This window comes from Alkalicoccus saliphilus, from assembly GCF_003044065.1.
Taxonomy (GTDB): domain Bacteria; phylum Bacillota; class Bacilli; order Bacillales; family Salisediminibacteriaceae; genus Alkalicoccus; species Alkalicoccus saliphilus.
This window is the reverse complement of record NZ_PZJJ01000011.1, coordinates 1-26,029: the sequence shown is the minus strand read 5'-3', so window position 1 is coordinate 26,029 and position 26,029 is coordinate 1. Positions and strand designations below refer to the sequence as shown.

The window sequence follows — 26,029 nt, the reverse complement described above, 5'->3', positions numbered from 1 at the left end:
CATTATGAAACAGATCTTTTCCTCACCGGATGAAATTATTGAAGGTATCGAAGATGGAGCGACTATATTAGTAGGGGGCTTCGGACTTTGCGGCATTCCCGAAAATGTAATTCAGGCTCTTGTACGAAAAGGAACGAAGCATTTAACAATCGTGTCCAATAACTGTGGAGTCGATGACTGGGGTCTCGGCCTGCTTCTCGAAAAAAAACAGATAGACAAAATTTACGCATCCTACGTAGGAGAAAACAAGGAATTTGAAAGACAGGTGATCAACGGCGAACTGGAAGTGGAACTTGTTCCTCAGGGAACACTTGCAGAACGCCTCCGTGCAGGCGGAGCCGGAATACCGGCTTTTTACACACCGGCAGGCGTCGGGACTAAAATTGCCGAAGGAAAAGAAGTGCGTAAATTCGACGGCAGGGAATACGTTCTGGAACAGGCTATCACTGGAGACGTAAGTATTGTACGTGCACATACCGGAGACACTTACGGCAACCTGATTTATCGAAAAACCGCCCAGAATTTCAATCCTATGATAGCTGCGGCAGGCAGAACAACTATCGCAGAAGTGGAGCATCTCGTCGAAGCCGGCACACTTGATCCCCACCACATTCACACTCCGGGTATATACGTAAATCGGATGATTGAAGCGGAACAGGAAAACCGTGTGGAAAGACGGACGGTAAAGGAAGCATAAAGGAGGGAACAGCATGGCAGTAGACCGAAAAGCGATGAGGGAAACAATCGCAAGGCGGGCAGAAAAAGAAATACAGAGCGGGGATTACGTAAACCTCGGAATTGGGATGCCGACTATGGTGGCGAATTATCTTTCAGAAGACAAGCAGGTTATGCTGCAGTCTGAAAACGGGCTTCTCGGTATCGGGCCGTATCCTTCAGAAGAGGAACTGGATCCTGATCTTATTAATGCAGGTAAGGAAACCGTTACTGCAGCAAAGGGAGCTGCTTATTTCAGCAGCGCAGAATCTTTTGCGATGATACGTGGAGAACATATCGATGTAGCCATTCTTGGGGGAATGGAGGTTGCCGAAAACGGAGATCTGGCAAACTGGATGATTCCAGGAAAGATGATCAAAGGTATGGGAGGAGCAATGGATCTCGTACATGGTGCTAAAAAAGTCATTATTATCATGGATCATGTCAGCCGCAACGGGACCCCCAAAATTGTAAAAGAGTGCAGTCTCCCGCTCACAGGGAAGGGAGTAGTCGACCGGATTATTACAGATCGGGCAGTGCTTGACGTGACAGATAAAGGTCTGGTTTTAAAAGAAATTCTTGATGGATCTTCTTTTGAAGAAATTCAGGAAGCTACAGAGCCGGAGCTTATAAAAGAATAAGATACAGCTCAGGCTGTCCCGGAAGGTTACACCGGGACAGCCTGACTGTTTTCATATCTTATGGGAAGTTTTCCTACTTTGAAATCCGGCCTGACAGTGCCGGGTTTCTTTTTTTCTTATTGGTACCGGGCGTAACACAGTGTCCCGGAGCAAGCAGCCCATTGGCCATTGAAAGCCGCTGGAGAAAAGTTTCTTCATCAAAAGCGTTGTGAATTTCTTCAGCGCGGAGCATGATCTCAGCTGCTGCGCGGGCATCTTCCAGGGCATGGTGATGTTCAAAGGTGATGTCAAGCTCGTGGGCAATCGTCGAAAGTTTATAGTTATAAAACTCCGGCCAGGTTTTTTTGGCAATCTGAACGGTGCAGTTATAGGAAGCGTTTGGGTATGGAATCCTGTGGACGTCAAGAGCGGAACGAAGAACACGGACATCGAAAGCGGCATTGTGGGCGAGAAGAAGATTTCCTTCAATCATCGGTTCCACACGAGGCCAGAGTACTGAAAAGTCAGGAGCCATGCGCACATCTTCCCACGTCAGGCCGTGCACACGGACGCATTTCGGATCAAAATAAGGAGTGAAGGGTTTTATTAAAGAATATACTTCATCCACAATTTCGCTGTCTTTTACGTGTACCAGTCCAATGGCACACGCACTGCCCTGCTCATTTGAAGCGGTTTCGAAATCTATCGCTGTAAAATTCATTTTATTACTACCTCCTGCAAACGTATGTTTCCTAATATAGTAGCAGAGGAAGCTTCATTTGAAAAGAAATGTTAAAGCTAGTGGTTGACGACAAAAAGAAAAAACTCTGCTTCCCTCCGGTCTGCCTGGGAGGAGACCGGCAGCTTCCGCGGGCAGGATAAGGAGTTTATCCATTGAAGGGAATAATTATTCTATGGAAAAGGATCTTCCGACTTCGCTTATTCCCACCGGCGCCCCGCCGGACGTTCCGGAGGGAAAAACCTCTCCTGAATGGAAGAAAGGGCGGAATCAACACGTTTTGTTTAGAAGAGAAACCTTCTTTTTTATTTTCCTGCTGGAGCTGCAGCAGGCGACTCCGGCGGAGAGATAGGACGAGCGGAAGATCCGTTTGGGAGGAAGAAATCAGCTGAAGCCGGCCCGCCCGGAAGCGTCCTGCGGAGGCGAAAGCAGGGAAATGTCTACGCCTGTATAAAAAATACTTTATAAACAGCCTGAATAGGCTGACCCAACAACACATTGGGTCAGCCTATTGTTGGATCAGCGGATACGCTGTTCAGAATCAGGGTCAAAGAAATGGACTTTATTCATGTCAAAAGCAAGCTCTATTTCAGTTCCGCTTTCAACATCTGTCCGGGAGTCGACCCGTGCAATAAACGACTGGTCGGCAACTTTGGAGTAGAGGAAAGTTTCTGCACCCATCAGTTCTGCTACATCAATAGTAGCTGTGAAACGGGAATTTTCGGAAGCCTCAAGAACGAGCGGTTCATCATGAATTTCTTCCGGACGGATACCGAGAATTAATTCTTTCTGATCGTAATCCTTCAGCAGTTTTAATTTCCCTGCAGGAACCTTTACTTTATGACCGTTCATTTCAAACGTATCTCCGTTCAGCTTGCCGTGCAGGAAGTTCATAGCAGGGGAACCGATGAATCCTCCGACAAAGACGTTTTCCGGATAATCATAAATTTCCTTTGGAGCGCCCACCTGCTGCACAAGGCCGTCTTTCATAACGACGATACGGGATGCCATAGTCATAGCTTCCGTCTGATCGTGTGTAACGTAAATAGTAGTTGTCTGGAGGCGGTGATGCAGTTTAATAATTTCTGCACGCATCTGCACACGCAGTTTTGCATCAAGGTTGGAAAGCGGCTCATCCATAAGGAAAACTTTTGGATTACGGACAATCGCACGTCCAAGTGCGACCCGCTGGCGCTGCCCACCGGACATAGCTTTAGGTTTGCGGTCGAGCATTTCTGTCAGTCCAAGAATTTTCGCGGCATTTTTAACTCTTTCATCGATTTCCTGTTTAGGAAACTTACGCAGCTTCAGGCCAAAAGCCATATTTTCATATACGTTCATATGTGGATAAAGCGCGTAGTTCTGGAAAACCATAGCGATATCCCGGTCTTTAGGAGCAACTTCATTAACCCGGTCTTCGCCGATGTAAAGATCTCCTTTGGAAATGTCCTCAAGTCCTGCAACCATTCGAAGTGTTGTCGATTTACCACAGCCCGAAGGCCCAACGAATACAATAAATTCTTTATCGGAAATATCCAGGTTAAAATCTGTTACAGCCTGAACGTCCCCATCATAAATTTTATAAAGGTTTTTGAAAGCTATATCTGCCATAAGTAATAACTCCTTCCAGTGATGTCTGAATTTGATCTGACTTCAGTTTATCGTGAAAGGGTTTTCAATACTATTGGCAGAATGCACAAAAAGCTGCTGCAGTTTTTGTGCATTCTGCCGATATCAGTCATTATGAGCAGACGGATCTGCGAGTAGGAGCATATACACAGCAGTTGCATTCGGAAAGCGGCGGATATCAATGCCGGTTTTTTCAATGAACTTATCGACCCGGTACTGCATCGTATTACGGTGCATATACATCTGCTTGGCTGCCGAGGATATGTTCATCCCGCATTCGAGAAAGCAGTGGACCGACTGCAGCAGAGCTGGATCGTCCTTAACAGAAGTAAGAATCTGCGATACAGTATGAAGCCTTTCTTTTGAAAGATGATTTAGAAGATAATATAAAGTCAGCTCCTGTTCCTTGAAGAAATGTTTTTCCGGAAGTGAAGCTGTAACTTCCCGAAACAGAGAGCTTTCCCATTCGATCTGCGCATTCAGCTGTTCGGGATGGTGGATAATGGAGCCGATGTAAAAAGCCGGACGAATAAAAAAATCTGCCGCGAGCGTGTCGATAATGGAAGCATCTTCATCCATATCTGAAATATCGTCCATTCTTTGAAAAAACAGTCCTTCCCGTGAATTTTTCCAGAAAAGCTTTGTGCTTCCCGAAAAAAAAGCCTGAACGGCTTCAGAAAATTCTTCCCGGTCCTCCAGGGGATGGGGGAGAAAAATATACACAGCCCGCACCGGGAATGTGAGGTATCTGCTCCATTCTTCAGGAGATACTTTTCCGTTCATAAGAAGAAGTTCATGCAGAAGCCGGTCCATATGTCCCGCTGGCACATCTGAGGAGGGAGGGGAAAGCAGTTTCTGCAGAAGGAGCTGCTCTTCATAGGAAAGCTCTTCTTCCATAAGCTTAATTTCTGTCGTGCCATGTTTTAGTATAATAGGCTGTTTATCGTTCATGACCGCTGATCCCCGCTTTCTAGTGGTCTTCGTATACATGGTAAAGCATCAGGTCATGTACTGCCGTTTCCAGAAAGGATTTATCGTCCGGAGGAATCGTTTCCGGCAACTGCCAGTGAATCTTTCCATCTTTCTGGTACGTTCCTTTATGACGTGCCTGCTTGTAATAAAAAGTAAAGGTCCATCCGAAGGGAGGGCGTTCTTTCCATTGAAAATGCTGAATCAAAATGATCTCCTCCTTAAAAATTCGTCTTAATCGTATCATGAAAGGGTAAAGGATAAAAGCAGGCTCATTTTGGAAAAAAGATTCATGATAGGGTAAAATACAAATTACGTTTAGTCAGCTAGGAGGATGAAAATGGGTGATTTCGGCATGCTCCTTCTGGTCATTCTCATAGGAGGAGTGATCGGCGGGGGCACTAATATTGTAGCCATCCGCATGCTTTTCCGTCCATACAGGGCGTGGTATATAGGAAAAAAACAAGTCCCCTTTACTCCGGGACTCATTCCAAAAAGGCGCGGGGAAATAGCAGATAACCTCGGGATGCTCGTGGAGGACCATCTCGTGACACCGGAAGGTATGAAAGAAAAGCTTGCGGAAGGTTTTCTCGTGGAAGAAGTGGAAAAGCGGCTGCAGCAGGCAGTACGTGAAATGATGGAGGAAGAGCGGACACTGGACGAATGGGTGGAGCACCATATAGGAAGAAAAGATCAGCTGCACGATCTTCGTATTAATATAGAAAAAGGCCTTACGGCAAAAGTTTATGAACTGTTTGAACAGTATAAGCACCGGCCGGTCAGGGAATGGCTGCCGCCATCATGGAACACCGCTGTTGAGGAAAGAATTCCTGTAATTGTAGAACAGATCTCCTGGAAAGGAGCAGAATACGTCGATTCAATTGAAGGCAGGGAAAAAATTGACACGATGCTTACACAGTATCTTCAGTCCAAAGGGAATTTTTCTTCTTTCGTTGGAAGACTGACTCATCGTTTTTCTCTTTCGGACACGATTGCGAGGGAGCTTGTCCGGTTCCTGAAAGATGCAGATACTAAAAAATTGATGGAGGAGCTGTTGCTGAAGGAATGGAGGGAAACGACTGCAAGATCTCCGGACTATTTTTTATCGGAAGATAAACTGAATGAGCAGATATCTCTGCTGACATCAGCCCTTGTAGGAAGGGCCCCGGTTGTAGGTGAATGGAGCCGGCCGCTGTCTGCGTGGAGCGGCCGCTATGAAGAATTTTTGAACAGTAAAGTTATTCCATCAATTCTTTCCACTGCCTCCATGATTCTTTCAAAGTATATTAAATCTATTATGAAGCATATTGGGATACGGGACCTCGTAACAAGAGAAGTCAATACTTTCCCACTGGCACGGCTGGAGGAAATGCTTCTTATAATAGCAAACCGTGAATTGAAAATGATTGCTGTGCTCGGAGCACTGATTGGAGCGGTCGTCGGATTGATACAAGGAGTTTTTCTTCTTTTCATATGGTAATGGGATGCATAATAAGTTCATTTATGTTACAGTCTAACGGAGTTGCCAAAAAAACGCCCTCAAGGGCGGGCAAAGAAACCAAGGAGGATTATATTTATGGCCAATCCATTCGATAAGGCACACGAACTAGCGAAAGAACTTCAGGAAAGCGAAGAGTTTACAAAACTTAAGCAGCTTCACGAAGAAATCAACAATGATGAAGTAGCTAAGAAAATGCTCGATAATTTCCGTCAAATGCAGATGGAACTTCAGCAGAAGCAGATGCAGGGCGAGCAGATTTCTGAAGAAGAAGTCCAGCAGGCGCAGAAGCAGTTTGAAGTTGTCCAGCAGCATGAGCAGATTATGAAGCTGATGGAAGAAGAGCAGAAGATGAGCCAGCTTGTCGGCGATCTTAACAAAATCATTACAGAGCCACTGGAATCTCTATACGGCACGGAAGAGAACCAGGAAGGTTAATTTAAGAGAATCCCGCAGCTGCGGGATTCTTTTTTATGCCGTCCTTTTTTGTATTCATGTTAAAATAAGCATTAGAAAGAGGTGAAGCTACTTTGGCAGAACAATGGGAAGAAAAAGCGGTAGAAGCACTTAAAGCTCATAAAGACGGAACTCCGGAAGTTTTTTTGTATTCTTTATTTGATTTTTCATTCGAATATGATGAAGAGAAAGAAGAAGTAAGGCTGGAGGCTCCTGTTTCAGAATTAATGTATAATCCGGTCGGATTTATTCATGGAGGAATTATTACTTATATGGCGGACACAGCGATGGGTCATCTCTGCGCTGCATTTAACGAAAAACCATCCGTCTCCCTTGAACTGAAAACCCAGTTTCTCCGTACGGAAAAAAGCGGAAGTCTTCATGCGGCGGCCTACTTTTTAAAAAAGGGACGCGGTGTACAGTATGTGGAATGTACTATTCATAACGATGAGAACGTTTTGCTTAGTAAAATCAGCGGAACTTTTTATACACTGCCGGAAGAGTAAAGTCCGGCAGTGTACAGGTTAAGGGTGAAAATGAAGCATACCGCCGGAAGAGCGGACAAGACGGCTCGGCACATCGGTCAATTCTTCTTCTTCAAGCCTTTTGACAGCAGCTTTTACAGCTTCGTCGTCTGTATCTGCCTGAAGAGATTCATTGATCAGATGTTCTCCGCCCGGGCTGTATGCTGTTAAAAAATAAGTTTTCATACATACTTCCTCCCTTCCTGCCTAAATAGTACCACAAAATGAATAATCATTCATTTTAAATATGACGAGGTGATTAAATGGCCGTTTTTATTCATTGTGCGGATCTGCATCTTGACCGTGGTATTCAGGCTCCGGACAATATTTCCCGGGAGCTGGAAAACAAGCTGGCACGGGCTGCTTATGCTGCATTTTCAACTATTTGTTCGGAAGCGGTAAACCGCAGCGTGGATTTTATGATAATAAGTGGTGACCTTTATCACCACGAAGAGCGGTCCATTCATGCGCAGTGGTTTTTCAAAAAACAGATGGAAAAACTTGAGAAAGCAGGTATCCACGTTTATGCCGTGCATGGGAACCATGATCCGTTCACGAATGAAGAAGCAGTTCAGCTGCCTGAAAATGTTCACATTTTTCCTCCGGAAGGTGACGTGATAATCCACGAACTGGCGGAAGAAAAAGTTTTTTTATATGGCTTCAGCTATCCGGAGAAAGCTTATACTGCTTCTCCGATACCTATGTTTAATAAAAGAAATGAGGAAGGACTGCACATCGCGATTCTTCACGGACAGGAATCTTCCCAGGAAACTCATGAACCGTACGCTCCTTTTACAGTACAGGAGCTGAAAAATACCGGCATGGACTACTGGGCACTCGGGCACATTCATGAACATCAGGTGCTCAGCAGAAACCCGGCTATTGTTTATCCAGGATGCATACAGGGCGGCCATAGAAAAGAAACCGGTGAAAAGGGAGCCTGCCTGGTAACGATGTCCCGGGAGGAAACAGATCTGGATTTTATACAGTCGTCTAAAGTCATATGGACAAGAGCTGAAGTACCGATCGAACGAGCCGAAACTTTTAATGATCTTATTCTGCAGGCCGGCCGGCTTCTGCCGGTGACGGAAACGGCAGTTTTCTGTTCGATGGAATTTCAGGGAAGAGGAAACCTTCATTACTGGATGCATAGAAACAAAAAGGAACTGCACGGGCTTTTGAGGGAGGAATTCGATCAGGACGAGCTGATAGTGGAGTCTATGAAATTAAAAACGAAGCAGCCTCTTGTGGAAAGCCATTCAGAGCTTGCAGAAGATATTCAGAAAATCACTGCAGAACTGAAAGAAGATTCCTCGGAGCTTACAGAGTACCTGCGGTCCCTGCTGGAACACCCTTCTATCCGCCGTCACTTAAACGGTTTTCAAAAAGAGGAGCTGGAAGATATATTAAATCAGGCAGAAACAAATCTTCTTCTCGCTGTGCAGGAGGAGGAAAACAGATGAAACTGAATTATATTAAAATTGATTCCTACAGCCTGTGGAAAAATAAAGAGTGGGAGGTGGACGGCTCTCTGCTCTTCTTCGGCCATAATGAAAGTGGGAAATCCACTATTCTTGAATTTATTGAAGGGGTCCTTTTCGGTTTTCAGACGGCCGGACAAGAAGGGTGCAGCGGGTCGCTTCTTATAAACTCCGGAGAGGATAAGTGGTACATAGAACGCAGACAGAGCAGGTCGAAGCGTGGAGAAACAACTGTATTAAAAAATGGCCGCCCGGCAGCTGTTTCCGGACTGCTCCAGGGTATTGACCGTTCGACGTTCCGGCATTTGTACCGGATGGATCTTGATCAGCTGCGCCGAATGGAAGAAACAGATCCGGCCGAATTAAATCAGCAGCTGTTCGATACTTCCCTTACAGGTATTACCGGGCTTTTCTCTGCACAGCGCACTGCCCGGAAAAAAGCTGCAGAGCTTTTTAAGCCCCGTGGCAGAACGACTGCTGTCAACAAACTCGTTATTGAAATGAACGAAACAAAACGGGAAGTTGAGGGCTGGAAAAAAAAGCTTGATCAATACAAAGTTTTAAAGGAAGATCTGCTGGCAGCAGAACAGTCGCTGGAGAAGTTGGAAGTTGAGGAAAAGAAGATACAGATCGGCTTGAAAGAAGAGGAATTAAAGGATTTACTGCTTCCGGTATTGAAATCCTACGAAGCAGTTAAAGGGGCGGAATTTTATGAGCCTGCTTTATCAAAAAAAATGATAGAAACATACGAAGGCAATAAAGCGGAACTCCATGATATTGAAAAAAAGCAGGCAGTGTTAAAGGCGGATCGAAAAACAGTCCGTCCTTTTTCCTTCACTGCAAAAGAAAAAATGGAACTTCACCATCTCCTTGAATCCTCCGGTAAAGCAGAGCTTTATGAGCAGCAGAATGCAGAGGCATCGGAGGAAATACGGAAGACAGAAAAAAAACAGGAGCAGCTCCAAAGTCAGTTTCCACCGGATATACATTTGGAAAGCATAGTGGTAACTCCTCCCCTTCGGAAAAAGCTTGAGGAGCTGACAGAAGAAGAAAGAATGCTGAAAATTGAGGAAAAACAGCTCCGGGGAAAAAAACTTTCTGAAGAACTTCCAAAAGCAGAAAAAAACTACCCGGGAAAATGGTTTTCCACTGCGGCCTTTGCCGGTGCCTTGGGAGCAATTATTCTGGGAGAATGGGCTGCCGGTATATTTCTCGTTCTATTTGGAGCTGTCCTTTATATGTACAGTCTTACACGGTCAAAAACAACAGATTCTTCTCCCGGAGAGATGGATACTCTGCAGGAGTACTGGGAAAGTTTTCATAAAGAGAAAGATAGATGGTGTGAGGAAGCGGAAATTCCTTATGGCCTTGATACTGCTGTATGCCGTCATGCTCTGGAAACAGCCGATCAGTTTCAGGAGCTTTCAGAAAGAATGACAAGTTTTTATAATAAGAAAAAAGAGGCAGAAACATGGCTGAAGCAGTTCCGGAGTGAAGCTTCCAGTGCGGCTGGTCTCGCTGTAGAAGAACCATTACACATGCATGTTCAGGCCTTAAAACAAACGGCGGATGATTATCAGAAAGAAGAGCAGGGTGTGAAGAAAAAAAAGGAAGAGCAGGAGTATATCGAGGAAAAGCTGAAACAATTAGAAGCTGAAAAATTTCAGCTGCAAAAAAATCATCAGAAACTCCTTGAATCAGTTTCCTGCAGAAATGATAATCAGTTTTCGAGGCTTATGGTGGAAGAAGAAGAGAAGCGGAGGCAGAAAGAAGAAGCAGTGAGCTGTATTCACCAGATGAACGCTGTGGTTCCGGATGCCCACCGCCAGAAAAAACTGCTGGAGGGTCTGGAAAGCGGAGAAAACAAAATGACGGCTCTCACCCGGGAAGCAGAGGAGGTTAAAAGACGGAAAGAGGAACTGTATGAAAAGAAACTTCATCTTGAACAGTCGGTCCGCGAGATGGAGGAAAAAGGAACATATACAGAACTGCAGCAGAATTATAATAAACAAAAAGATTCGTTAAAAGAACTTGCAGCTCAATGGGCAGTTTTTGCAGCAGAGGACATGATAGCCGAAAAAGTCCGTACAATATACGAAAAAGAAAAACAGCCGGATGTACTTCAGAAAGCCTCCCGGATGTTTTCAGACATGACGGAAGGAAAGTATCCCCATATTCATATTCCGCTGGAAGAGAAAAAACTTCTGGCAGAAAGAAGGGACGGAGCCCTATTTACCCCTGCCCAGCTCAGCACGGGAACGCGGGAACTTCTGTACTGTGCTGTAAGACTTTCTCTGATCCAGGTCCAGCAGGCGCTTCCAGTTTTTATGGATGACGTGCTCGTGAATATGGATGAACCGAGAAGACGCAATCTCTGGAGAACGCTGAAACAAGTTAACGAAAACCATCAGATTATATTTTTTACGTGCCATGAACATATTGCCAGAGAGTGGGAAGATTTCATCGCTGCTCCTTCAGTGAAATTGACGAGTGTATCAGATTCATTTTCCCGCCAATAATAGCAGGGCGCTTTTAAAACTATGAATTGTTTTGAATACCTGCTGATAGAAACCAGGCCGGACATCTCTCCTGTCTGTGTATTATTATAAGACTGCCTGGAAAAATGAACGTCCGCGAGAGGCTTTCCGGGCGGGCCGGACTCAGCTGATTCCATCCTTCTGAACGGATCATCGGCTCGGCCTTCATCGCTCTGGAATCCCTCTATGTCCACTACAGCTTCCGATAAAACGACCGCATTCTATCATCTTTTGAAGGAAAAAGCAGGAGACGTAAAACGAACGATAGAGAAGACTGTTTTCACCTGTTATGGTGCAATGATTTTGCATAAATGTCTTTGTTAAAGCATTCCGGTTTTTTGAAAGTCGCCTGCGGCTGTCCTTCTGCCCGGGCATCGGTTTTACAAAATAAAGAGCAGTGTTTATGAAAAACAGAGCTTTTTCTCCAGTCATCAACAGTCCACTTTAACATAGCTTATTTTAAAGGCAGCTGATATAAAAAAGGAACGGCACTTCTACAATATCATGTAAATTACACATTCTGTTTTCATTATGTGCATGCATGTATTAAAATGTATATAAAATAGCGACTGCCGGCCGTGGAGACCGGCAGTACCACCGAGCTGACAGAAGGAAGCCGTCCAGCAGCTTCCGGAGGGCTCCATTTCAAGCTGGTAAGGAGAGGGTCTTAATGACAAAATTTGTCGTGAACTTAGTAGAGGATGAGGAAAATCTTGGAAAAGTTATTAAAGCCTACATGGAAAAAGAAGGCTGGGAAGTAAAGCACTTTACCGATGGGAAAGAAGCTTCTGAACATATTCCGGAACCTCCGCATTTATGGATACTTGATATTATGCTCCCGGGGATGGATGGCTATCAGCTGCTGAAGTCAATTAAATCCGAAGCGGATACTCCCGTAATATTTATTTCAGCACGGGATAAAGATCTGGACAGAGTGCTCGGTCTGGAGCTTGGAAGTGATGATTACCTGGCCAAACCGTTTCTGCCTGAAGAGCTCGTGATCCGCGCGAAAAAGATGCTTAATCGGGTGTACCCTCCGGATGAGCAGGAAAAAGACGAGATTGAGCTGAACGGCTATAAGATAGATCCGACCTCCCGGACAGTACATGATGGCGGAGAACACATAGAACTGACAACGAAAGAAATGGATCTTGTGATTCTGCTGACTTCCCATATTGGAGACGCACTTTCCAGGGAAACTATCATAGAATACGTCTGGGGGACAGATTATTTCGGTTCGGAACGGGCAGTGGATGACGTGGTCCGGAGAGTCAGAAAAAAACTTCCGCGCATTCACCTTGAAACACTTTACGGATATGGGTACCGGGTTCTCTCATCATGATCCGTCTGAACCTCACGCAGCGGATCTGGTTTTCGTTTATCTCCATCCTGCTGCTTGTAGCACTGCTTATCGGTGTAATTTATCCAATTTCATTGAAAAGCGCTTTGACAGAAGAAACCTATCGGATCATTGAAGAAGAACAGATGCGCTGGGCGAATCCTCAGGGTGAGCACGTAGTGCCTCCTCAGTCGGAGCTTGACTTTATCGAGCGCAGGGAGGCAGAACGCTCTGTCTTTCATTTTTTTCTAATGAATCAGCTGGCGACGATAGAAGGAGATCCTGTGCCGAATGAGGTTCTGCAGGAGATGGGGGAACGGGCACAGGAACAGATGACCCGGCGTGGAAGATATGAACTGACCTACAATGGGGCAACACTTTTCTATGTAGTGTATAAAGTTTATACAACAAGCGGAGAAGCCTATCACGTATCCTATATGTGGGATACGTATCGTGACGAGATGGTTGACCGCCTCTGGGGCAGACTGAGCTATATTATGCTTTTTGCCGGACTGATGAGTCTCGTGCCTGCTTTCTGGCTCAAACATTACCTGCGTCAGCCACTGACGAGTCTTGGTAATCACTTTGAGCAGATTGCCGAAAGAAACTGGAAGGAACCTTTTCACTGGCATGGAGATAAGGATTTCGAAAAGCTGTCCAACCAGTTTGAGAAAATGAGGCAGAATCTGATCCGCTATGATTCAGCTCAAAAAACATTTATGCAGCATGCTTCCCATGAGCTGAAAACACCAATCATGATTGTAAAAAGTTATGCACAGTCTGTAAAAGACGGCGTAACGCCGAGAGAAAATCTGGATGAAACAATGGACGTAATTATTGAAGAGTCAAACCGGATGGAAAAGCGTGTAAAAGATATGCTGTATTACACGAAGCTGGATTCCCTTAGAGAAACACCGATGGATATTACAGAGTTTCCATTCGGGTCTATTGCGTATCACGTGGAGCAGCGCTTCCGATTGACGAGGGAAGACGTCTCTATAACGGTTCAGGGCGACGAGACGATGCTCAGGGGGGACCGGGAACAGTTCCGCATCCTGCTTGAAAACCTCGTTGAGAATGCACTGCGGTATGCAGACAGTCAAATTATACTTTCTGCAGAAGAAGATGAAAATCATACTCTTATACACGTCTGGAATAATGGGGAGAATATTCCACTGGATGAAGTCGACCATCTGTTTACGCCGTTCAGAAAAGGTAATAAAGGCCAGTTTGGACTGGGGCTCGCTATAGTAAAGCGGATCTGTGAGCTGCACAACGGTTATCCGTCAGTCTGGAATAAGGATGACGGTGTAACTTTCACGATGCATCTGCCCAAATACCAAAGCCACGAAAGCTGACGGAAGGGAGACTTCCGACTCCGCATCACGCTTTGCAGCGGCAGCATAATTAATTACAACAAAAAACTTCATCGTCTCACTGGGCAGGGTAACGTTTATACGTTATTCTGCCTTTATTCATGGCGTCCTGAAACTAAAGCAGATAAGTAAAGACCAGCCGTCTTAGCACTTCCCGGCTCGATAGGAGGTTACATAACTAAAAAGGACATTTTCATTCCTCATTGTTTTTGAAAGTCACGTGGGCAACGGTTTTACCGACTAAAGAACAGCCCTCATGAAAAGCAGAAACCTTTTTTCTTCAGGTATCAAAGAACATAGCGTTATTCATAGTTCTGCTGAAATACAATACTGTTATACAAGTATACACAGGTCCTTTATCTGCCGAATGTCGGTCCGGTCCCTTATCGCTGGAAAAGGGTAGAAACCGGCATTAACCCCGGCCCTTTCCCTTAGAACGAACGTGCGTTTCGTGTTATAATGTGGATAATGTTTTTTCTGGAAGGAGCGGCTGCCATAATGAAAAAAGGAATTGATCACCATCAGATCGGTGAATCCGTCGATCAGTATTTACTTATAAAAAATGCGAAAAAAGGAATAGCAAGTAATGGAAAACCTTTTTTAACGCTTCATGTATCTGATAAATCCGGTGAGATCGAAGCTAAAATGTGGGGAGTGACCCCGGAAGACGAGACAAAATACAGTTCCGGTACCATTGTTCATATCCAGGGGGATGTTCAGGATTTCCGCGGGATGAGACAGCTCCGGCTGAAAACAATTCGTCCGGCTGGAGGACTGGAGCAGTCTCGGACGGAAGATTTTCTTCCTTCAGCACCACTGGGAAGAGAAGAAATGCTTGAAAAAGTAAATCAGTATTTGTTCGAAATGAGCAATGCAAAATTACAGCGCATTACCCGCCATTTGTTTAAAAAACATCAGCAGGATTTTTCCGTTTCTCCGGCAGCAACGAAAAATCATCATGAATTTGTATCCGGCCTTCTGTACCATGTTCTTTCTATGCTTGAGCTCTCAAGAAGTATTTCCGACCTTTATCCGACACTCGACAAAGACCTGCTGTATGCAGGAGTGATCCTTCATGATATGGCAAAAGTAAGAGAACTTTCCGGGCCGATGGCAACCCAGTACACTCTGGAAGGAAAGCTTATAGGACACATTTCCATGATGTCTTCAGAAGTGGATGAAGCCGCAAAAGAACTGGGAATCGAAGGAGAGGAAGTGCTTGTACTCCAGCATTTAATTTTATCCCACCATTCCAAAGGAGAGTGGGGCAGTCCAAAGCCTCCAATGGTGCGGGAGGCTGAGATACTTCATATGATCGACAACATCGATGCGAAAATGAATATGATGGACAGGGCACTTGAGCGGGCCGCACCAGGGGAATTCACAGAAAGAATCTTTGCAATGGACCAGCGTTCTTTCTATAAACCTACTTTTACCATATAAAAAAGCTTCCTTTAAAAAAGAGGAAGCTTTTACAGGCTGTTTATAAAGTGTTTTTTATACATGCCTATGCATTTCCCTGCTTTCGCCTCCGCAGGACGCTTTCCGGGCGGGTCGGCTTCAGCTAATTTCTTCCTCCCAATGCTCGGAAGAAATGGATCTTCCGCTCGTCCTATCTCGCCTCGGAGTCGCCTGCTGCAGCTCCAGCAGGAAAATAAAAAGAAGGTTTCTCTTCTAAAAACGTGTTGATTCCGTCCTTTCTTTCATAAAGGAGATGCTTTTTCCTCCGGAACGTCCGGCGGGGACGCCGGTGGGATAGAGCGAAGTCGGAAGATCCTTTTCCATGGCCGCAGGGCTGGAAAATAGCTGACGGCGAGCCCCACGGCAAGCTTCCGCCGGGGAGTGCAGGAGAAAGCTGTACATTCAGAAGAATAATTATTCTAAAACCAAGACTTAATCAACACTCTGAAAAAACTTCCTCTAAAAAGAGGAAGCTTTTAGTATATTGCGGGGGTGTCCCACTGATCAGTGATGGGGTTCATACAGGTCCTTTTCATTTAAGGAAGAAGTGAATTCATCGAGTACTTCCTGTTTGAAAACTTCGTAACAGGAAGAAGCTTCCCACTCCTCAGTCGTCATCGTGCTGCAGTTTTCCCACGCCTCTTCCCAGTGTACAAGCAGAAAAGATTCGACCCTGTCATGGACGATAGGGAAATACACTAGCGGGCTCTGATCGAATGAGCTGTCCATTTTATCCATTACGGTCTTAACTAAAAAATTTTGAAATTCTCCGAAGCTCATATCGTTTAGTTTCACTGGTGCCATGTGAAAACCTCCGTTTTAAGTATAGTACTGGAGGTTTTCCCTTTTTTGAATATTACAAACCTTTAAACTGGATCGGCTGGGAGTGTCTGGATATCCCATTTGTGTTTAAGCTGGGAAGAGCCCCCGGCATAAAGCCGTCTTTATTTATTTCAGCCTTCTTCTTCTACTCAAAAAGATCTACAAAATCTTCATCCAGTATGGAGATTTCCGCCTCCTCAATCAGCTCTTCTTCCTTCCGCTGCATCCGGTACATATGACGTTCATTCAACGAGGTATAAAGCTGTTCACTTACTTCATCAAAAGGCACGGTAAAAGGTTCCCTCCCGGTGACTTCAATAATATGAAAACCAAACGGGCTCTCGACCGGTTCGCTGATTTCACTTTCCTTCAAAGTGAATGCTGCTTCTTCAAAAGGCGGAGACCTTGTACCGCGGCGGATTAAACCGAGATCGCCTCCGGAACCGCTGGATCCGGGATCGAGTGAATATGTTTCTGCCAGTTTTGAAAATTCCTCTTCCTCGAGCCGGGAGCTGATGTCCTGTGCTTTTTCTCTGCTTTCGACTAAAATATGACGTACGTGTACGGCTTCTCCACTTTCGTACTCCTGCATTAAGTCTGCCTCTTCAACCCCTTTTTCATTTCCGGTCAGCTCCTCCAGAACGAGCCGCTTTAAAATACGCTCTTCAAGCTGTTCCTGACTGGAAACCCCCTGCATTTCTGCCAGTGGATAAAAATCATCCGTTTCCTGAAGGCCAAGGGTGTCACGCAGGGACAGCATTTCTTTTTCTACATCTTCTTCAGTAATGCCAAGATTTTCTGCTTCTGCTTCAAATATTTTACGATTAATCAGCTGACTCAACACTTCTGCACCGTGGCGTTCCCGGAGAGCTTCATGCAGCTCTTCGGCGGAAACAGACCCGGCATTGGTTACAGCAGCCATTTCCTCCTGTTCAGTTTCTGAGCTGTTATTATAATCCGATGGAAGGGAGCCGTCGTTGGAGCACGCTGTCAGGAGCAGAACCACAAGTAAAATATATCTCATAAGCCGGTTCCTCCTCTTCCTTTAATTACTCTTATAGTAGCATATGTAATACTGTTCGTCCGGTTTTCCTTGTTAAATTTTACAGTGAGATTTATTACCACTTTCTGATGAAGACGGCTGAATTATTAATTTTCGAGACAGCTTATTTTTCAGGACGATCGCGGTTCTTATTTTTAAGATAAAGTGTGAAGGTGATGGGTGAAAAAACTCCGTTTCAGGACGAAACTGGTGTTGAAGGCTGTAAGCTCTACAGCGGGGAGGGGAGCCGAACGTGCTGTTAAAGTGGAGGAAAAACTATGCCCCTGCTGTGGAGATACTATCAGGCAGCTGAGGCAAAAAAACCTGCCGCAGAGGGCAGGTTTCTAAGTTAAATATATACGGACGAATGACGTAGTAATAAGAATCGTAATCAGTATATTTACTGTCCGGAAAATTTTCTGATGCTTTTCCTCCGGGATCTCTTTGGAAACAACAAGGTTATTTGTCATTGTGTTAATAATGAATAAATAAAACATAGCAAATAAAATATATGGTATATACATAATAAACCTCCTGATTTAGGTGCCCGGGTTCAAATTCGTCAGATGGAGCGTTATATTTAAACGTGAACAGGGAATAATTAAAGATATACTAAGTGTATCAAATATTCTGCGGAAAGAAAATGAAACATTGTCTGGAAGCTGAATCAGAGAGGTGTCGGAATGAACGTATGGAAAACTGCATTTTTTGGTCTCCTGGGATTAATTCTGGTTGTTATCGCAGGCGGATGGCTCTGGGTAAATCAGTCGCTGGATAGTACAGAGGAAGAATCTTTCGTACCGCCGGATCATGAGAGGACAGCACCGGAGCAGCCGGAGTTTTTAGTGTCGTCGACGAGAGAGGATGCAAACGCCTGGCTTCAGCGTGAACTGGAAGAGGAAGAAAATATGGACGATTTTGATTTAATTATTGATGATGCTGTATATTTTCAGTCGGAAATATCTGCTTTCGGGTTTGATATTCCTGTTGAGGTCCGATTTAACCCGGAAGTCGCTGAAGATGGGAACGTCTGGCTGAGGGAGGACGGATTTCAGGTAGGGTTTGTGGAACTTCCGGCGGAACAAATTTTTAATCTGATTGGAGACCGGCTGGAACTTCCGGAATGGATCAGTGTGGTGCCGGAAGAATCATCCCTTTACCTTGATATGAGGGAAATGCATACAGAGGACTACATCATTGAGGCAGAAACTCTGGATCTTGAAGAAAACGATATACAGTTTAGAATAATTGCAGCTGAATAATAAAACGGTCACGACGCTGTGTCGTGACCGTTTTATTACTATTGTTTAAGTTCTGTTACGGGGACAATTACGCTGTCGGTTGGGCAGCTGTATACTGCCTTCAGCAGAAGCTATTTTCCGTGTACTTACCCTCCATTAAAAAAACGTGTAAAAAGATTAAGAAGCGGGGCTTTCTTTTTCCACTTCCACTTCCGGTTCCACCATTGGACGGATAATGTGGAAGCCGGTTTTGTTTTCTTCAATCAACGATTCCTTTGGAGCAGAAAGCATTTGACGGAATGCAAAATAGTCATAAGTGCTCAATCCGAAGTTAACAGCGGATAATATAGCAATATAATGCGTATGGGCGGGATATACAGCTGCCAGAACGACAGCACCAAGTGTAATAACTCCCGCTGGTGAAACAGTAGAAATGATACTCAGCTTTCTGGAAACAGGGTGCTGGGACGAATAATAAAAATACGGCCACTGATTTCTTCTGAATCCAAACTTAGCTTTTCTGCCTGCAGCCCAGATAGGAATGCAGTGGAGCAGCAGGTGTGCTGGCAGTACGGCCGTAAGCCCGCCTATTACAATAAAGAATCCATAGTCAACCAGCGGTGTCTGAGCACCGAACGTTTGAAACATCGTAAAAAATATTAAAAAGTATGCAAGCATCATCAAGGATGATAAAAACCACATACGTGTTTTTCCGATTTCTTTCGCAACTGAAACAGTCTTTAAGCAGTTCATCGGGAAAACCTCCTTCAGCTACAAATATAAACAAGTAATACCTTGATAATGTACTCCCCCTGAGCGAAAAAATCAACATCTTTCTGAATAAGAATTTTTAAAAGATAAAGAAGTGCCCATTTGAGCGGCTTTTCATTCCTCTCAATTTTAAGCTGTCTTGAAAAAAGGAGTGCTTTTGTTATCGTAATCCGGCTTCCACCCGCCTTTCGCCGGTCGGAGTGGTTCCAGCATTCACCGCTCCGGAGCTCTTTTATGTCTTCTGCAGCTTCCGCAAAAAACTGTGACTTTCTGCTATCCAGGGAGGAAGCAGAGAATGGAGCGTCCAACGGGAGAAAAGAAAATTTACATTCAGGAGGATTGGAAAACTTTACATGTTTGTTTCTGTTAAAGCTTCGGACAAAGGTTCAAAGAGGCAAATAAAAAACTCCGGAAGACCGGAGTACTGTTGAAATGCATATAGTTTATTAAAGGACGGTTTTTATAAACTTGTCGTAACATTGAATTTTAAAGGCTGAATTCCGGAAGTTTACTCAGGTATCACAGGAGGGGCAGGATTGCGATTTTTAGGCGCAGGGATAAGTTCGCCATCTGTTTCGGTGAAATCTTCTTCAAACTTTTGCATCGATTTGTCGAATATATTCATGAAGTCGGGGCCGTAAACATGTTTTACAATACTTATCAACTCAGAAAATTCCGGAAATTTACCATATAATTCTTTAATAGGGAGGGACCCGGCGTATACGCTGTATGTATCAGGATTGTAGCATTTGAAAGTTTCCAGAAGAAGATTTTCTCCTTTTTCCGTTAAGTAGACATACGTATTCCTTTTATCGTTATCCCGTTTTGAAAAAGTCAGGAGCTCCCGCTCTTCCAGTTTTTTTGAAAAGTTGAACGCGGTAGAAACGTGCATTACGCCGAATTTTGCTATGTCGGAAATGGATGCTCCCTCAAGATGATAGGCAATCCATAAAATATGGTGTTCGTTAATGTTTAAATCAAAGGGCTTTATCCATGCCTGCCAGTCTTTTTCAATGGATTTCCAGAGAGCTTTGCTGAGTTGGGCCAGTTTATGACTGAACATAATAGACTGCTTCATTGACTGCATTGGATCCTGTTCCATAATTTAACCTCCTGTCGCTGATGCGGATATACATACGAAACCATTATTTTACTAATAAAATGATATACATATAATAACACAGCTTTTTTAAAATACTCAATATCATTTCTGTATTTTCTGAAAATTTATTTCGGTTTTATTAGAACACTTTTATAAAAAGGTTTTCGAGCATTAAAAATCCGAATGCTGCGCAGGAGCATTCGGATACAAATCACTAAAAAATTATTGTAATAAAAGAGTCAGCCATGTTTTCTCTGGAAATTATCCATAAGCTCCTGCAGCGCCTGCACGTGTTCCACGGGAACTGCGTTATATATGGAAGCCCGGCAGCCGCCGACACTGCGATGACCGTTCAGTCCCATAAATCCTTTTTCTGAAGCTTCCTCAAGAAACATTTTTTCGAGCTTTTCGTCCGGAAGACGGAAGGTGACATTCATAAGTGAACGGGCATTTTTATCCGCATGACCTTTGTAAAACCCGTTGGACTGATCAATTGTACGGTACAGAATGCCGGCTTTTTCTTCGGCTCTTTTTTCTATTGCAGGGAGGCCGCCGAGATCGAGGATCCAGTCGGTCACCAGCTTTGTAATGTATATAGCCCCTGTAGGAGGAGTGTGATAAAGTGAATCTTTCGCAGCGTGCTGTTTATAGGAAATGGAAGGGGGAAGGCTGCTGTTTCCTGTTTCTATCATCGACTTTCGTATGAAAACAAGCGTTACACCGGCCATCCCGGCATTTTTTTGGGCACCGGCGTAGGCAAGATCTACTTTATCCCATGGAACCGACCGGCTTAGTATATCACTGGACATGTCAATGATAACCGGCTGGCTGCCCCGGTCAGGAAGCTCGGGCCACTGAGTACCGAAAATTGTATTATTCGCAGTTAAATGAACATAGGCCGTGTCGTCCCCCAGTCCTTTTAAATGAACATCCGGGATAGAGCGGTAGTTGTTATCGGCAGAGGAGGCATGGACTTCTGTTGAGCCGAAAGCAGAGGCTTCTTTTAATGCTTTTTCAGACCATGAGCCTGTGAGTACAAAGGAAGCCTTTTTATCAGGAGATAAGAAATTTTGAGCGGTCATGGAAAATTGGAGTGTCGCACCACCCTGAAGAAATAAAATGTCAAATTCATCCGGAACGGATAAAATGTCGCGGAGCTGCTGTAAAGCCTGAAAATGAATTTGTTCATACAGGCTGCTGCGGTGGCTTAATTCCATCACGGCAGCTCCGGATTGTTCAAAGTTGAACATTTCTTTTTGTGCTTTTTCAAGCACCGGCGAGGGAATCGGGCCCGGTCCGGCATTAAAGTTGTAAGCTCTGTTCATATGTAGACTCCTCCTGAAGAATCAGCTGCTGTTTTCAGCAGCTGACATAGTAGTGTACTTTGAAGTTTTATTGAAACTGTTGAAAACTAAGAAGAAAGGTGGCGCGCAATCTCTTCCGAAAGTGAAGAAAGTTTTTCACTCGAATAATCACCGCTGTTATCTGCCCATGTAGGCTGGAAGCCGTCTTCTTTTCCATAGCGCGGAAGGAGATGAAGGTGATAATGAAAAACAGACTGACCGGCAGGCTTCTTGTTGTTGTTAAGGACATTCAGGCCGTTCGGTTCAAAAGCTTTATTCAGTGCTTTAGCCACCCCTGGTACAGCCCGGTAAAGATTAGCCGCTGTTTCCTCCGGGAGCTCGAAAATGTCTTTTACGTGATCCTTTGGGATAATCAGCGTATGTCCTTTTGTTACCTGGCTTATGTCAAGAAATGCATATACATGCTCATCTTCATACACCTTGGCGGAAGGGATGTCTCCCGCAATAATTTTACAGAAAATACAGTCCTGATCTGTCATTTGCATCACCTCGATAATTTGTTGGAATATTCATGTAATAAAATTTATCTTATCATATATTTTCACGATCTGCGAGAAGCAAAACAGGAAGGCTTTTCATCAAGGCAGGATTTCGATATAGTTTGAAGAGATAAAGAATGGAGGAGTCACTTGTTATGGAACGATTATTGGAACTTAAACATGTGGACGGCGGTTACCAGCGTACGCGGCCGGTGCTGCATGATATTTCTTTTAATGTAAACCGCCATGAAATAGTCGGTCTGATCGGGTTGAACGGGGCCGGTAAAAGTACGACTATTAAACATATTTTAGGGCTGATGGAACCGCACCGGGGGACTATAAAAGTCGATGGGCACACGATTGACGGGTCCCCGGATGCCTACCGGAGGCAGCTCGCCTACATTCCGGAAACCCCGCTTCTTTATGAAGAGCTCACGTTATGGGAGCATCTGGAAGTGACGGCGATGGCTTACAGTATCTCCGAAAATGATTTTCATAATAGAGCGGAGGAACTGCTGAAAGAGTTCCGGATGACAAAGATGAAAAACTGGTTTCCTGACCATTTTTCGAAAGGTATGCGGCAGAAAGTAATGATAATGAGTGCATTTCTTCTTGAGCCTAAACTTTACATTGCAGACGAGCCGTTCGTAGGCCTGGACCCGGTCGGGATTAAATCCTTCCTTGAAAGAATGCAGGAAATGCGCGATCAGGGGTGCGGTATTCTCATGTCCACGCATATTCTGTCCACTGCTGAAAAATACTGTGACCGCTTCGTTTTTCTGGATCAGGGCAGAGTACTGATGCAGGGTACCCTTCAGGAACTGCAGGAGCAGGCTGATATGCCAGGGGCAGATTTAGACGATATTTATGTAGCTGTTACTGAGGAAGATACTCATGAATAATGTCATGACATTATGGCAGACAAGAAAACAGGAATACTGGTCCACAGCAGTTAAGTATCTGCGTCTTATAGGGAACAGCGGCTTTTTATTTGCCATTTATATTTTGTTCCTGTTTGGGAGTTATTATTATGGACGTTTTTTGGAGTGGCTGCCGGAAAACTTCCCTGCTGTTTTATTTTTCACGCTCGTTTTTGCGTGGATGACTGCCAGGGGGAGGGTGAGGACATTTGTAAAACAGGCGGATCTTGTGTTTTTACTGCCGATGGAAGAAAGGATGAAGCCTTACTTCCGGTCGTCGCTTCGTTACAGCTGGCTGATGGAAACGGGGTGGATCACCCTGCTGTTTCTCGTGCTTGCCCCGCTTTATTCAGACCGTATCGGCCAGGCAGCAGGTCCGCTTCTTCTCGTACTGCTCCTCCTGTCTTTATTAAAAGGATGGAACCTTGCTGCTTCGTTTGAGGAACAGCGCATCGGTGATGAAACGACTTTCCGCATGCATAAATGGCTGCGTTTTTTTGTAAATGCAGGCATTCTGTTCCTTTTATTTTCCGGGCTGCTTCTGGGAGCCGCGATTTCCGCATTGGGAGCAGCATGTATATATTATTTGTACTTCAAAAAAATTAATGGAACGCTTCAATGGCAGCGTCTGATTGAAATAGAGAATAATACAGTGCGCTTATTTTACCGGATTGCCAACAATTTTACTGATGTACCGCATTTAAAAGAAAGCATTCGTGAACGGAAGTGGCTTTCGTTTATATACCGTTTTGTTTCGTACAGCCGCCGGAATGTGTACAAGTACTTATTCGCAAGAGCTTTTCTTCGATCCGGCGATTATTTCGGCGTCTATATGAGACTGACTTTTTTAGGTGTCATATTTATTCTTGCTGTTGATCTCAGCTGGGGACGGTGGCTTATGGGAGCACTCTTCAGCTATATGACTGTTCTTCAGATGGAAACGCTCCGCTACCATTTCCGTACGAGTCAGATGCCGGAACTTTATCCTCTGCCGGAAAAAACAGAGGAGAAGGGTCTTATATACTGGCTGAAAATACTTGGTATTGTGCAGGTAGCGATTTTTACTTTTGCTTCCGGAAACGTTCTGGACGGTATTACAGTTCTGGCAGCTTCTGCGGCTGTATATGTGTATGTTATTTACTACCGTATTCCGAAGAGAAACAGTACCGGATAGAAGCTTGCTTTTTGAAGAAAATATGTCCGGATTCTTCTGCGTAATGGAAGATGTTTTTACTTTTCAGGCCGCCTCAAATTATTTGAGGCGGCCTGGTGTTTTTTATATGATTTTATCTCTGGTCAAAAGTTTCCAGTACGAGTCCGCCTAGTATATTGGCTGCATGCAGCATAGCGCGTTCGTCGATATCAAATTTCGGATGGTGATGTGGATAGGCGGTTTCCCATTCCGGATTCATCGCCCCTGTAAAGAAAAATGCCCCTTTAACATGCTGAAGGTAGTAGGCAAAGTCTTCTCCGCCCATCTGAGGCTTGGATAAAACGACTTCTTCAATACCTTCTGCCGCTTCTGCGACCTTTGCTGCCGTGCGGGCTTCCTCTTTATGGTTGATAACTGCAGGGTAGCCGCGTTCATAAATGGCTTCTGCTTCTGCACCGTAGCTGGACGCCGTTCCTTCCGCAATTGAAACGATTTTTTCTGCGAGCAGATCCCGTACACCTTCATCGAAGCTTCGGGCAGTCCCGACAATCTTTGCCTGATCTGCTATTACGTTGTAGGCGTTTACTGATTCAAAATGGCCGACACTTACTACAGCTGATTCCATAGGATCCACGGCACGGCTTACAATATGCTGAAGGCTCTGGACAATCTGGGAACCAATAAGAATAGAATCTTTCGTCATGTGCGGCTGGGCCCCGTGACCGCCTGTACCACGCACATTAATGGAAAATTTATCGGCAGCTGCCATAATCGGCCCTTCCGTATACTCCATTCTTCCAAGCGGTGTAGTAGCCCATAAGTGGGTGCCATAAATCACGTCGACACCGTCCAGGCATCCGTCTGCTATCATTGCCTGTGCTCCTCCGGGTGCGAGTTCTTCAGCATGCTGATGGATGAATACCACAGTGCCTGCAAGCTCATCTTTCATAGTGTGAAGTACTTTTGCAAGTACAAGGAGCTCGGCTGTATGACCGTCATGCCCGCACGCATGCATAGCCCCATCCACTTTGGACGCAAAAGGAAGGCCGGTTTCTTCTTTGATTGGCAGCGCGTCAAAGTCAGCGCGCAGAGCGACGACTGGCCCTGGCTTTCCGCCTTTCAACACTGCTGTGACCCCCCGTTCACCAACTCCCTCTTTCACTTCGTGTCCAAGCTTACGGTGGTATTCTGCAATATAAGAAGGTGTATCCTCCTCATGAAACGATATCTCAGGCCGTTCATGCAGGTAACGGCGTATTTCCACCATTTCTTCATAATGTTCAGATAACTTCTGCTGTAATTCTTTAAACAAAGAAAAAACCTCCTTTTACAATCTCTTTTCCATTTTACCTTCTGAATAAAAGGAAAGAAAGTCATAACAGTTTATTGAAAAAAGCAGTAATCCTTTTATAATGATGAGGGTGCCGACGGTCCCCGTAAAAAGATTACTGCAGGGCAAATCAGAAAAACCGGCACATACAGATCCAATAAGCGGAGCCCTGAACAAAATATTTGTTCAGGGCTGCAGGCTGTTTATAAAGTATTTTTTATACAGGCGTAGACATTTTCCCGCTTTCGCCTCCACAGGACGCTTTCCGGGCGGGCCGGCCTCAGCTAATTTCTTCCTCCCAATGCTCGGAAGAAATGGATCTTCTGCTCGTCCTGTCTCGCCTCGGAGCATTCCTGTCAGGTTCGTCTGGCCCCTCTGGACATAAAAAAGATCCTCCGATATGATGCAGTTGCTAAACCAAAAACCATCATAAGGAGGATCCTCTATGAATCGTAATCGAAA

The 26,029-nt window shown here is 44.8% G+C and carries 28 protein-coding genes; 14 read left to right on the top strand and 14 right to left on the bottom strand.

What is annotated here, in order from left to right:
* The first annotated feature begins 4 nt into the window (after positions 1-4).
* On the top strand, positions 5-697 hold the full coding sequence (locus C6Y45_RS08280; RefSeq protein WP_107584768.1) for a CoA transferase subunit A: 693 nt from the start codon (positions 5-7) through the stop codon (positions 695-697).
* 13 nt (positions 698-710) lie between these two features.
* Positions 711-1,355 carry a CoA transferase subunit B gene (locus C6Y45_RS08275; protein ID WP_107584767.1) on the top strand — a complete coding sequence of 215 codons (645 nt, stop codon included), beginning with the start codon at positions 711-713 and terminating at the stop codon, positions 1,353-1,355.
* 73 nt (positions 1,356-1,428) lie between these two features.
* On the opposite strand, the gene C6Y45_RS08270 is transcribed toward C6Y45_RS08275, so the two are convergent.
* The 4 genes from C6Y45_RS08270 to C6Y45_RS08255 all read right to left on the bottom strand — a co-directional run bounded on the left by C6Y45_RS08270 (position 1,429) and on the right by C6Y45_RS08255 (position 4,879).
* Complete coding sequence (locus C6Y45_RS08270; protein WP_107584766.1) at positions 1,429-2,055, bottom strand: 3'-5' exonuclease; 627 nt, start codon at positions 2,053-2,055, stop codon at positions 1,429-1,431.
* A gap of 537 nt (positions 2,056-2,592) precedes the next feature.
* Complete coding sequence (locus tag C6Y45_RS08265; RefSeq protein ID WP_107584765.1) at positions 2,593-3,684, bottom strand: ABC transporter ATP-binding protein; 1,092 nt, start codon at positions 3,682-3,684, stop codon at positions 2,593-2,595.
* Positions 3,685-3,807: 123 nt separating this feature from the next.
* Positions 3,808-4,653, bottom strand: coding sequence for a PucR family transcriptional regulator (locus tag C6Y45_RS08260; RefSeq protein WP_218017805.1), 846 nt, complete (start codon positions 4,651-4,653; stop codon positions 3,808-3,810).
* Positions 4,654-4,672: 19 nt separating this feature from the next.
* The gene (locus C6Y45_RS08255) at positions 4,673-4,879 is read right to left on the bottom strand and encodes a DUF5342 family protein (RefSeq protein WP_107584763.1); all 207 of its coding nucleotides are present in this window, start codon (positions 4,877-4,879) and stop codon (positions 4,673-4,675) included.
* A gap of 132 nt (positions 4,880-5,011) precedes the next feature.
* Here C6Y45_RS08255 and C6Y45_RS08250 point away from each other — a divergent pair, with 132 nt between their 5' ends.
* The 3 genes from C6Y45_RS08250 to C6Y45_RS08240 all read left to right on the top strand — a co-directional run bounded on the left by C6Y45_RS08250 (position 5,012) and on the right by C6Y45_RS08240 (position 7,131).
* A complete protein-coding gene (locus tag C6Y45_RS08250; RefSeq protein ID WP_160058249.1) occupies positions 5,012-6,151 on the top strand; it encodes a DUF445 family protein in 1,140 nt (379 codons plus the stop codon).
* Positions 6,152-6,247: 96 nt separating this feature from the next.
* On the top strand, positions 6,248-6,607 hold the full coding sequence (locus tag C6Y45_RS08245) for a YlbF/YmcA family competence regulator (protein WP_107584761.1): 360 nt from the start codon (positions 6,248-6,250) through the stop codon (positions 6,605-6,607).
* 92 nt (positions 6,608-6,699) lie between these two features.
* The gene (locus C6Y45_RS08240; protein WP_107584760.1) at positions 6,700-7,131 is read left to right on the top strand and encodes a PaaI family thioesterase; all 432 of its coding nucleotides are present in this window, start codon (positions 6,700-6,702) and stop codon (positions 7,129-7,131) included.
* 18 nt (positions 7,132-7,149) lie between these two features.
* Here the strand turns inward: C6Y45_RS08240 and C6Y45_RS08235 are convergent, their stop codons facing one another.
* The gene (locus C6Y45_RS08235; protein WP_107584759.1) at positions 7,150-7,335 is read right to left on the bottom strand and encodes a YhzD family protein; all 186 of its coding nucleotides are present in this window, start codon (positions 7,333-7,335) and stop codon (positions 7,150-7,152) included.
* Positions 7,336-7,412: 77 nt separating this feature from the next.
* On the opposite strand from C6Y45_RS08235, the gene C6Y45_RS08230 reads away from it, so the two are divergent.
* The 6 genes from C6Y45_RS08230 (at position 7,413) to C6Y45_RS17485 (ending at position 15,571) form a co-directional block, all read left to right on the top strand.
* Positions 7,413-8,612, top strand: a complete 1,200-nt coding sequence (locus C6Y45_RS08230; RefSeq protein WP_107584758.1) for a metallophosphoesterase family protein — start codon at positions 7,413-7,415, stop codon at positions 8,610-8,612.
* Positions 8,609-11,149 carry an AAA family ATPase gene (locus C6Y45_RS08225; protein ID WP_107584757.1) on the top strand — a complete coding sequence of 847 codons (2,541 nt, stop codon included), beginning with the start codon at positions 8,609-8,611 and terminating at the stop codon, positions 11,147-11,149. Before C6Y45_RS08230 ends, C6Y45_RS08225 begins: the two co-directional genes overlap by 4 nt.
* Before the next feature lie 688 nt (positions 11,150-11,837).
* The gene (locus C6Y45_RS08220) at positions 11,838-12,509 is read left to right on the top strand and encodes a response regulator transcription factor (protein ID WP_107584756.1); all 672 of its coding nucleotides are present in this window, start codon (positions 11,838-11,840) and stop codon (positions 12,507-12,509) included.
* On the top strand, positions 12,506-13,864 hold the full coding sequence (locus C6Y45_RS08215; protein WP_107584755.1) for a sensor histidine kinase: 1,359 nt from the start codon (positions 12,506-12,508) through the stop codon (positions 13,862-13,864). The genes C6Y45_RS08220 and C6Y45_RS08215 overlap by 4 nt, the downstream gene beginning before the upstream one ends.
* A 516-nt stretch (positions 13,865-14,380) precedes the next feature.
* The gene (gene yhaM, locus C6Y45_RS08210; protein ID WP_107584754.1) at positions 14,381-15,325 is read left to right on the top strand and encodes a 3'-5' exoribonuclease YhaM; all 945 of its coding nucleotides are present in this window, start codon (positions 14,381-14,383) and stop codon (positions 15,323-15,325) included.
* Positions 15,326-15,385: 60 nt separating this feature from the next.
* A complete protein-coding gene (locus C6Y45_RS17485) occupies positions 15,386-15,571 on the top strand; it encodes a hypothetical protein (RefSeq protein ID WP_160058247.1) in 186 nt (61 codons plus the stop codon).
* A gap of 276 nt (positions 15,572-15,847) precedes the next feature.
* Here the strand turns inward: C6Y45_RS17485 and C6Y45_RS08200 are convergent, their stop codons facing one another.
* The 3 genes from C6Y45_RS08200 to C6Y45_RS08190 form a co-directional block, all read right to left on the bottom strand.
* Positions 15,848-16,147 (bottom strand): hypothetical protein, encoded by a 300-nt coding sequence (locus C6Y45_RS08200; RefSeq protein ID WP_107584752.1) that lies wholly within the window; start codon positions 16,145-16,147, stop codon positions 15,848-15,850.
* Between the two features lie 163 nt (positions 16,148-16,310).
* Entirely contained in the window at positions 16,311-17,189 is an 879-nt protein-coding gene (locus C6Y45_RS08195; RefSeq protein WP_107584751.1) for a peptidylprolyl isomerase, read from the bottom strand.
* Between the two features lie 362 nt (positions 17,190-17,551).
* The gene (locus C6Y45_RS08190; protein ID WP_107584750.1) at positions 17,552-17,731 is read right to left on the bottom strand and encodes a hypothetical protein; all 180 of its coding nucleotides are present in this window, start codon (positions 17,729-17,731) and stop codon (positions 17,552-17,554) included.
* A 159-nt stretch (positions 17,732-17,890) separates the two neighbouring features.
* Between C6Y45_RS08190 and C6Y45_RS08185 the strand changes: the two genes are divergently transcribed.
* Positions 17,891-18,469 (top strand): YpmS family protein, encoded by a 579-nt coding sequence (locus tag C6Y45_RS08185; protein ID WP_107584749.1) that lies wholly within the window; start codon positions 17,891-17,893, stop codon positions 18,467-18,469.
* Between the two features lie 156 nt (positions 18,470-18,625).
* On the opposite strand, the gene C6Y45_RS08180 is transcribed toward C6Y45_RS08185, so the two are convergent.
* The 4 genes from C6Y45_RS08180 to C6Y45_RS08160 form a co-directional block, all read right to left on the bottom strand.
* Positions 18,626-19,201 (bottom strand): DUF3267 domain-containing protein, encoded by a 576-nt coding sequence (locus tag C6Y45_RS08180; protein WP_107584748.1) that lies wholly within the window; start codon positions 19,199-19,201, stop codon positions 18,626-18,628.
* Positions 19,202-19,727: 526 nt separating this feature from the next.
* Complete coding sequence (locus C6Y45_RS08170) at positions 19,728-20,321, bottom strand: HTH-type transcriptional regulator Hpr (protein ID WP_107584746.1); 594 nt, start codon at positions 20,319-20,321, stop codon at positions 19,728-19,730.
* A 239-nt stretch (positions 20,322-20,560) separates the two neighbouring features.
* Positions 20,561-21,646, bottom strand: a complete 1,086-nt coding sequence (gene serC, locus C6Y45_RS08165; protein WP_107584745.1) for a 3-phosphoserine/phosphohydroxythreonine transaminase — start codon at positions 21,644-21,646, stop codon at positions 20,561-20,563.
* Positions 21,647-21,732: 86 nt separating this feature from the next.
* Positions 21,733-22,164, bottom strand: coding sequence for an HIT family protein (locus C6Y45_RS08160; RefSeq protein WP_107584744.1), 432 nt, complete (start codon positions 22,162-22,164; stop codon positions 21,733-21,735).
* Between the two features lie 155 nt (positions 22,165-22,319).
* Here C6Y45_RS08160 and C6Y45_RS08155 point away from each other — a divergent pair, with 155 nt between their 5' ends.
* Positions 22,320-23,066, top strand: a complete 747-nt coding sequence (locus C6Y45_RS08155; protein ID WP_107584743.1) for an ABC transporter ATP-binding protein — start codon at positions 22,320-22,322, stop codon at positions 23,064-23,066.
* The gene (locus tag C6Y45_RS08150; protein WP_107584742.1) at positions 23,059-24,258 is read left to right on the top strand and encodes an ABC transporter permease; all 1,200 of its coding nucleotides are present in this window, start codon (positions 23,059-23,061) and stop codon (positions 24,256-24,258) included. Before C6Y45_RS08155 ends, C6Y45_RS08150 begins: the two co-directional genes overlap by 8 nt.
* 112 nt (positions 24,259-24,370) lie before the next feature.
* Here the strand turns inward: C6Y45_RS08150 and C6Y45_RS08145 are convergent, their stop codons facing one another.
* Positions 24,371-25,549, bottom strand: a complete 1,179-nt coding sequence (locus C6Y45_RS08145; RefSeq protein WP_281260602.1) for a M20 metallopeptidase family protein — start codon at positions 25,547-25,549, stop codon at positions 24,371-24,373.
* Positions 25,550-25,753: 204 nt separating this feature from the next.
* Positions 25,754-26,029: hypothetical protein (locus C6Y45_RS17845; RefSeq protein ID WP_218017804.1), on the bottom strand; the 276-nt coding region annotated here is incomplete at its 5' end.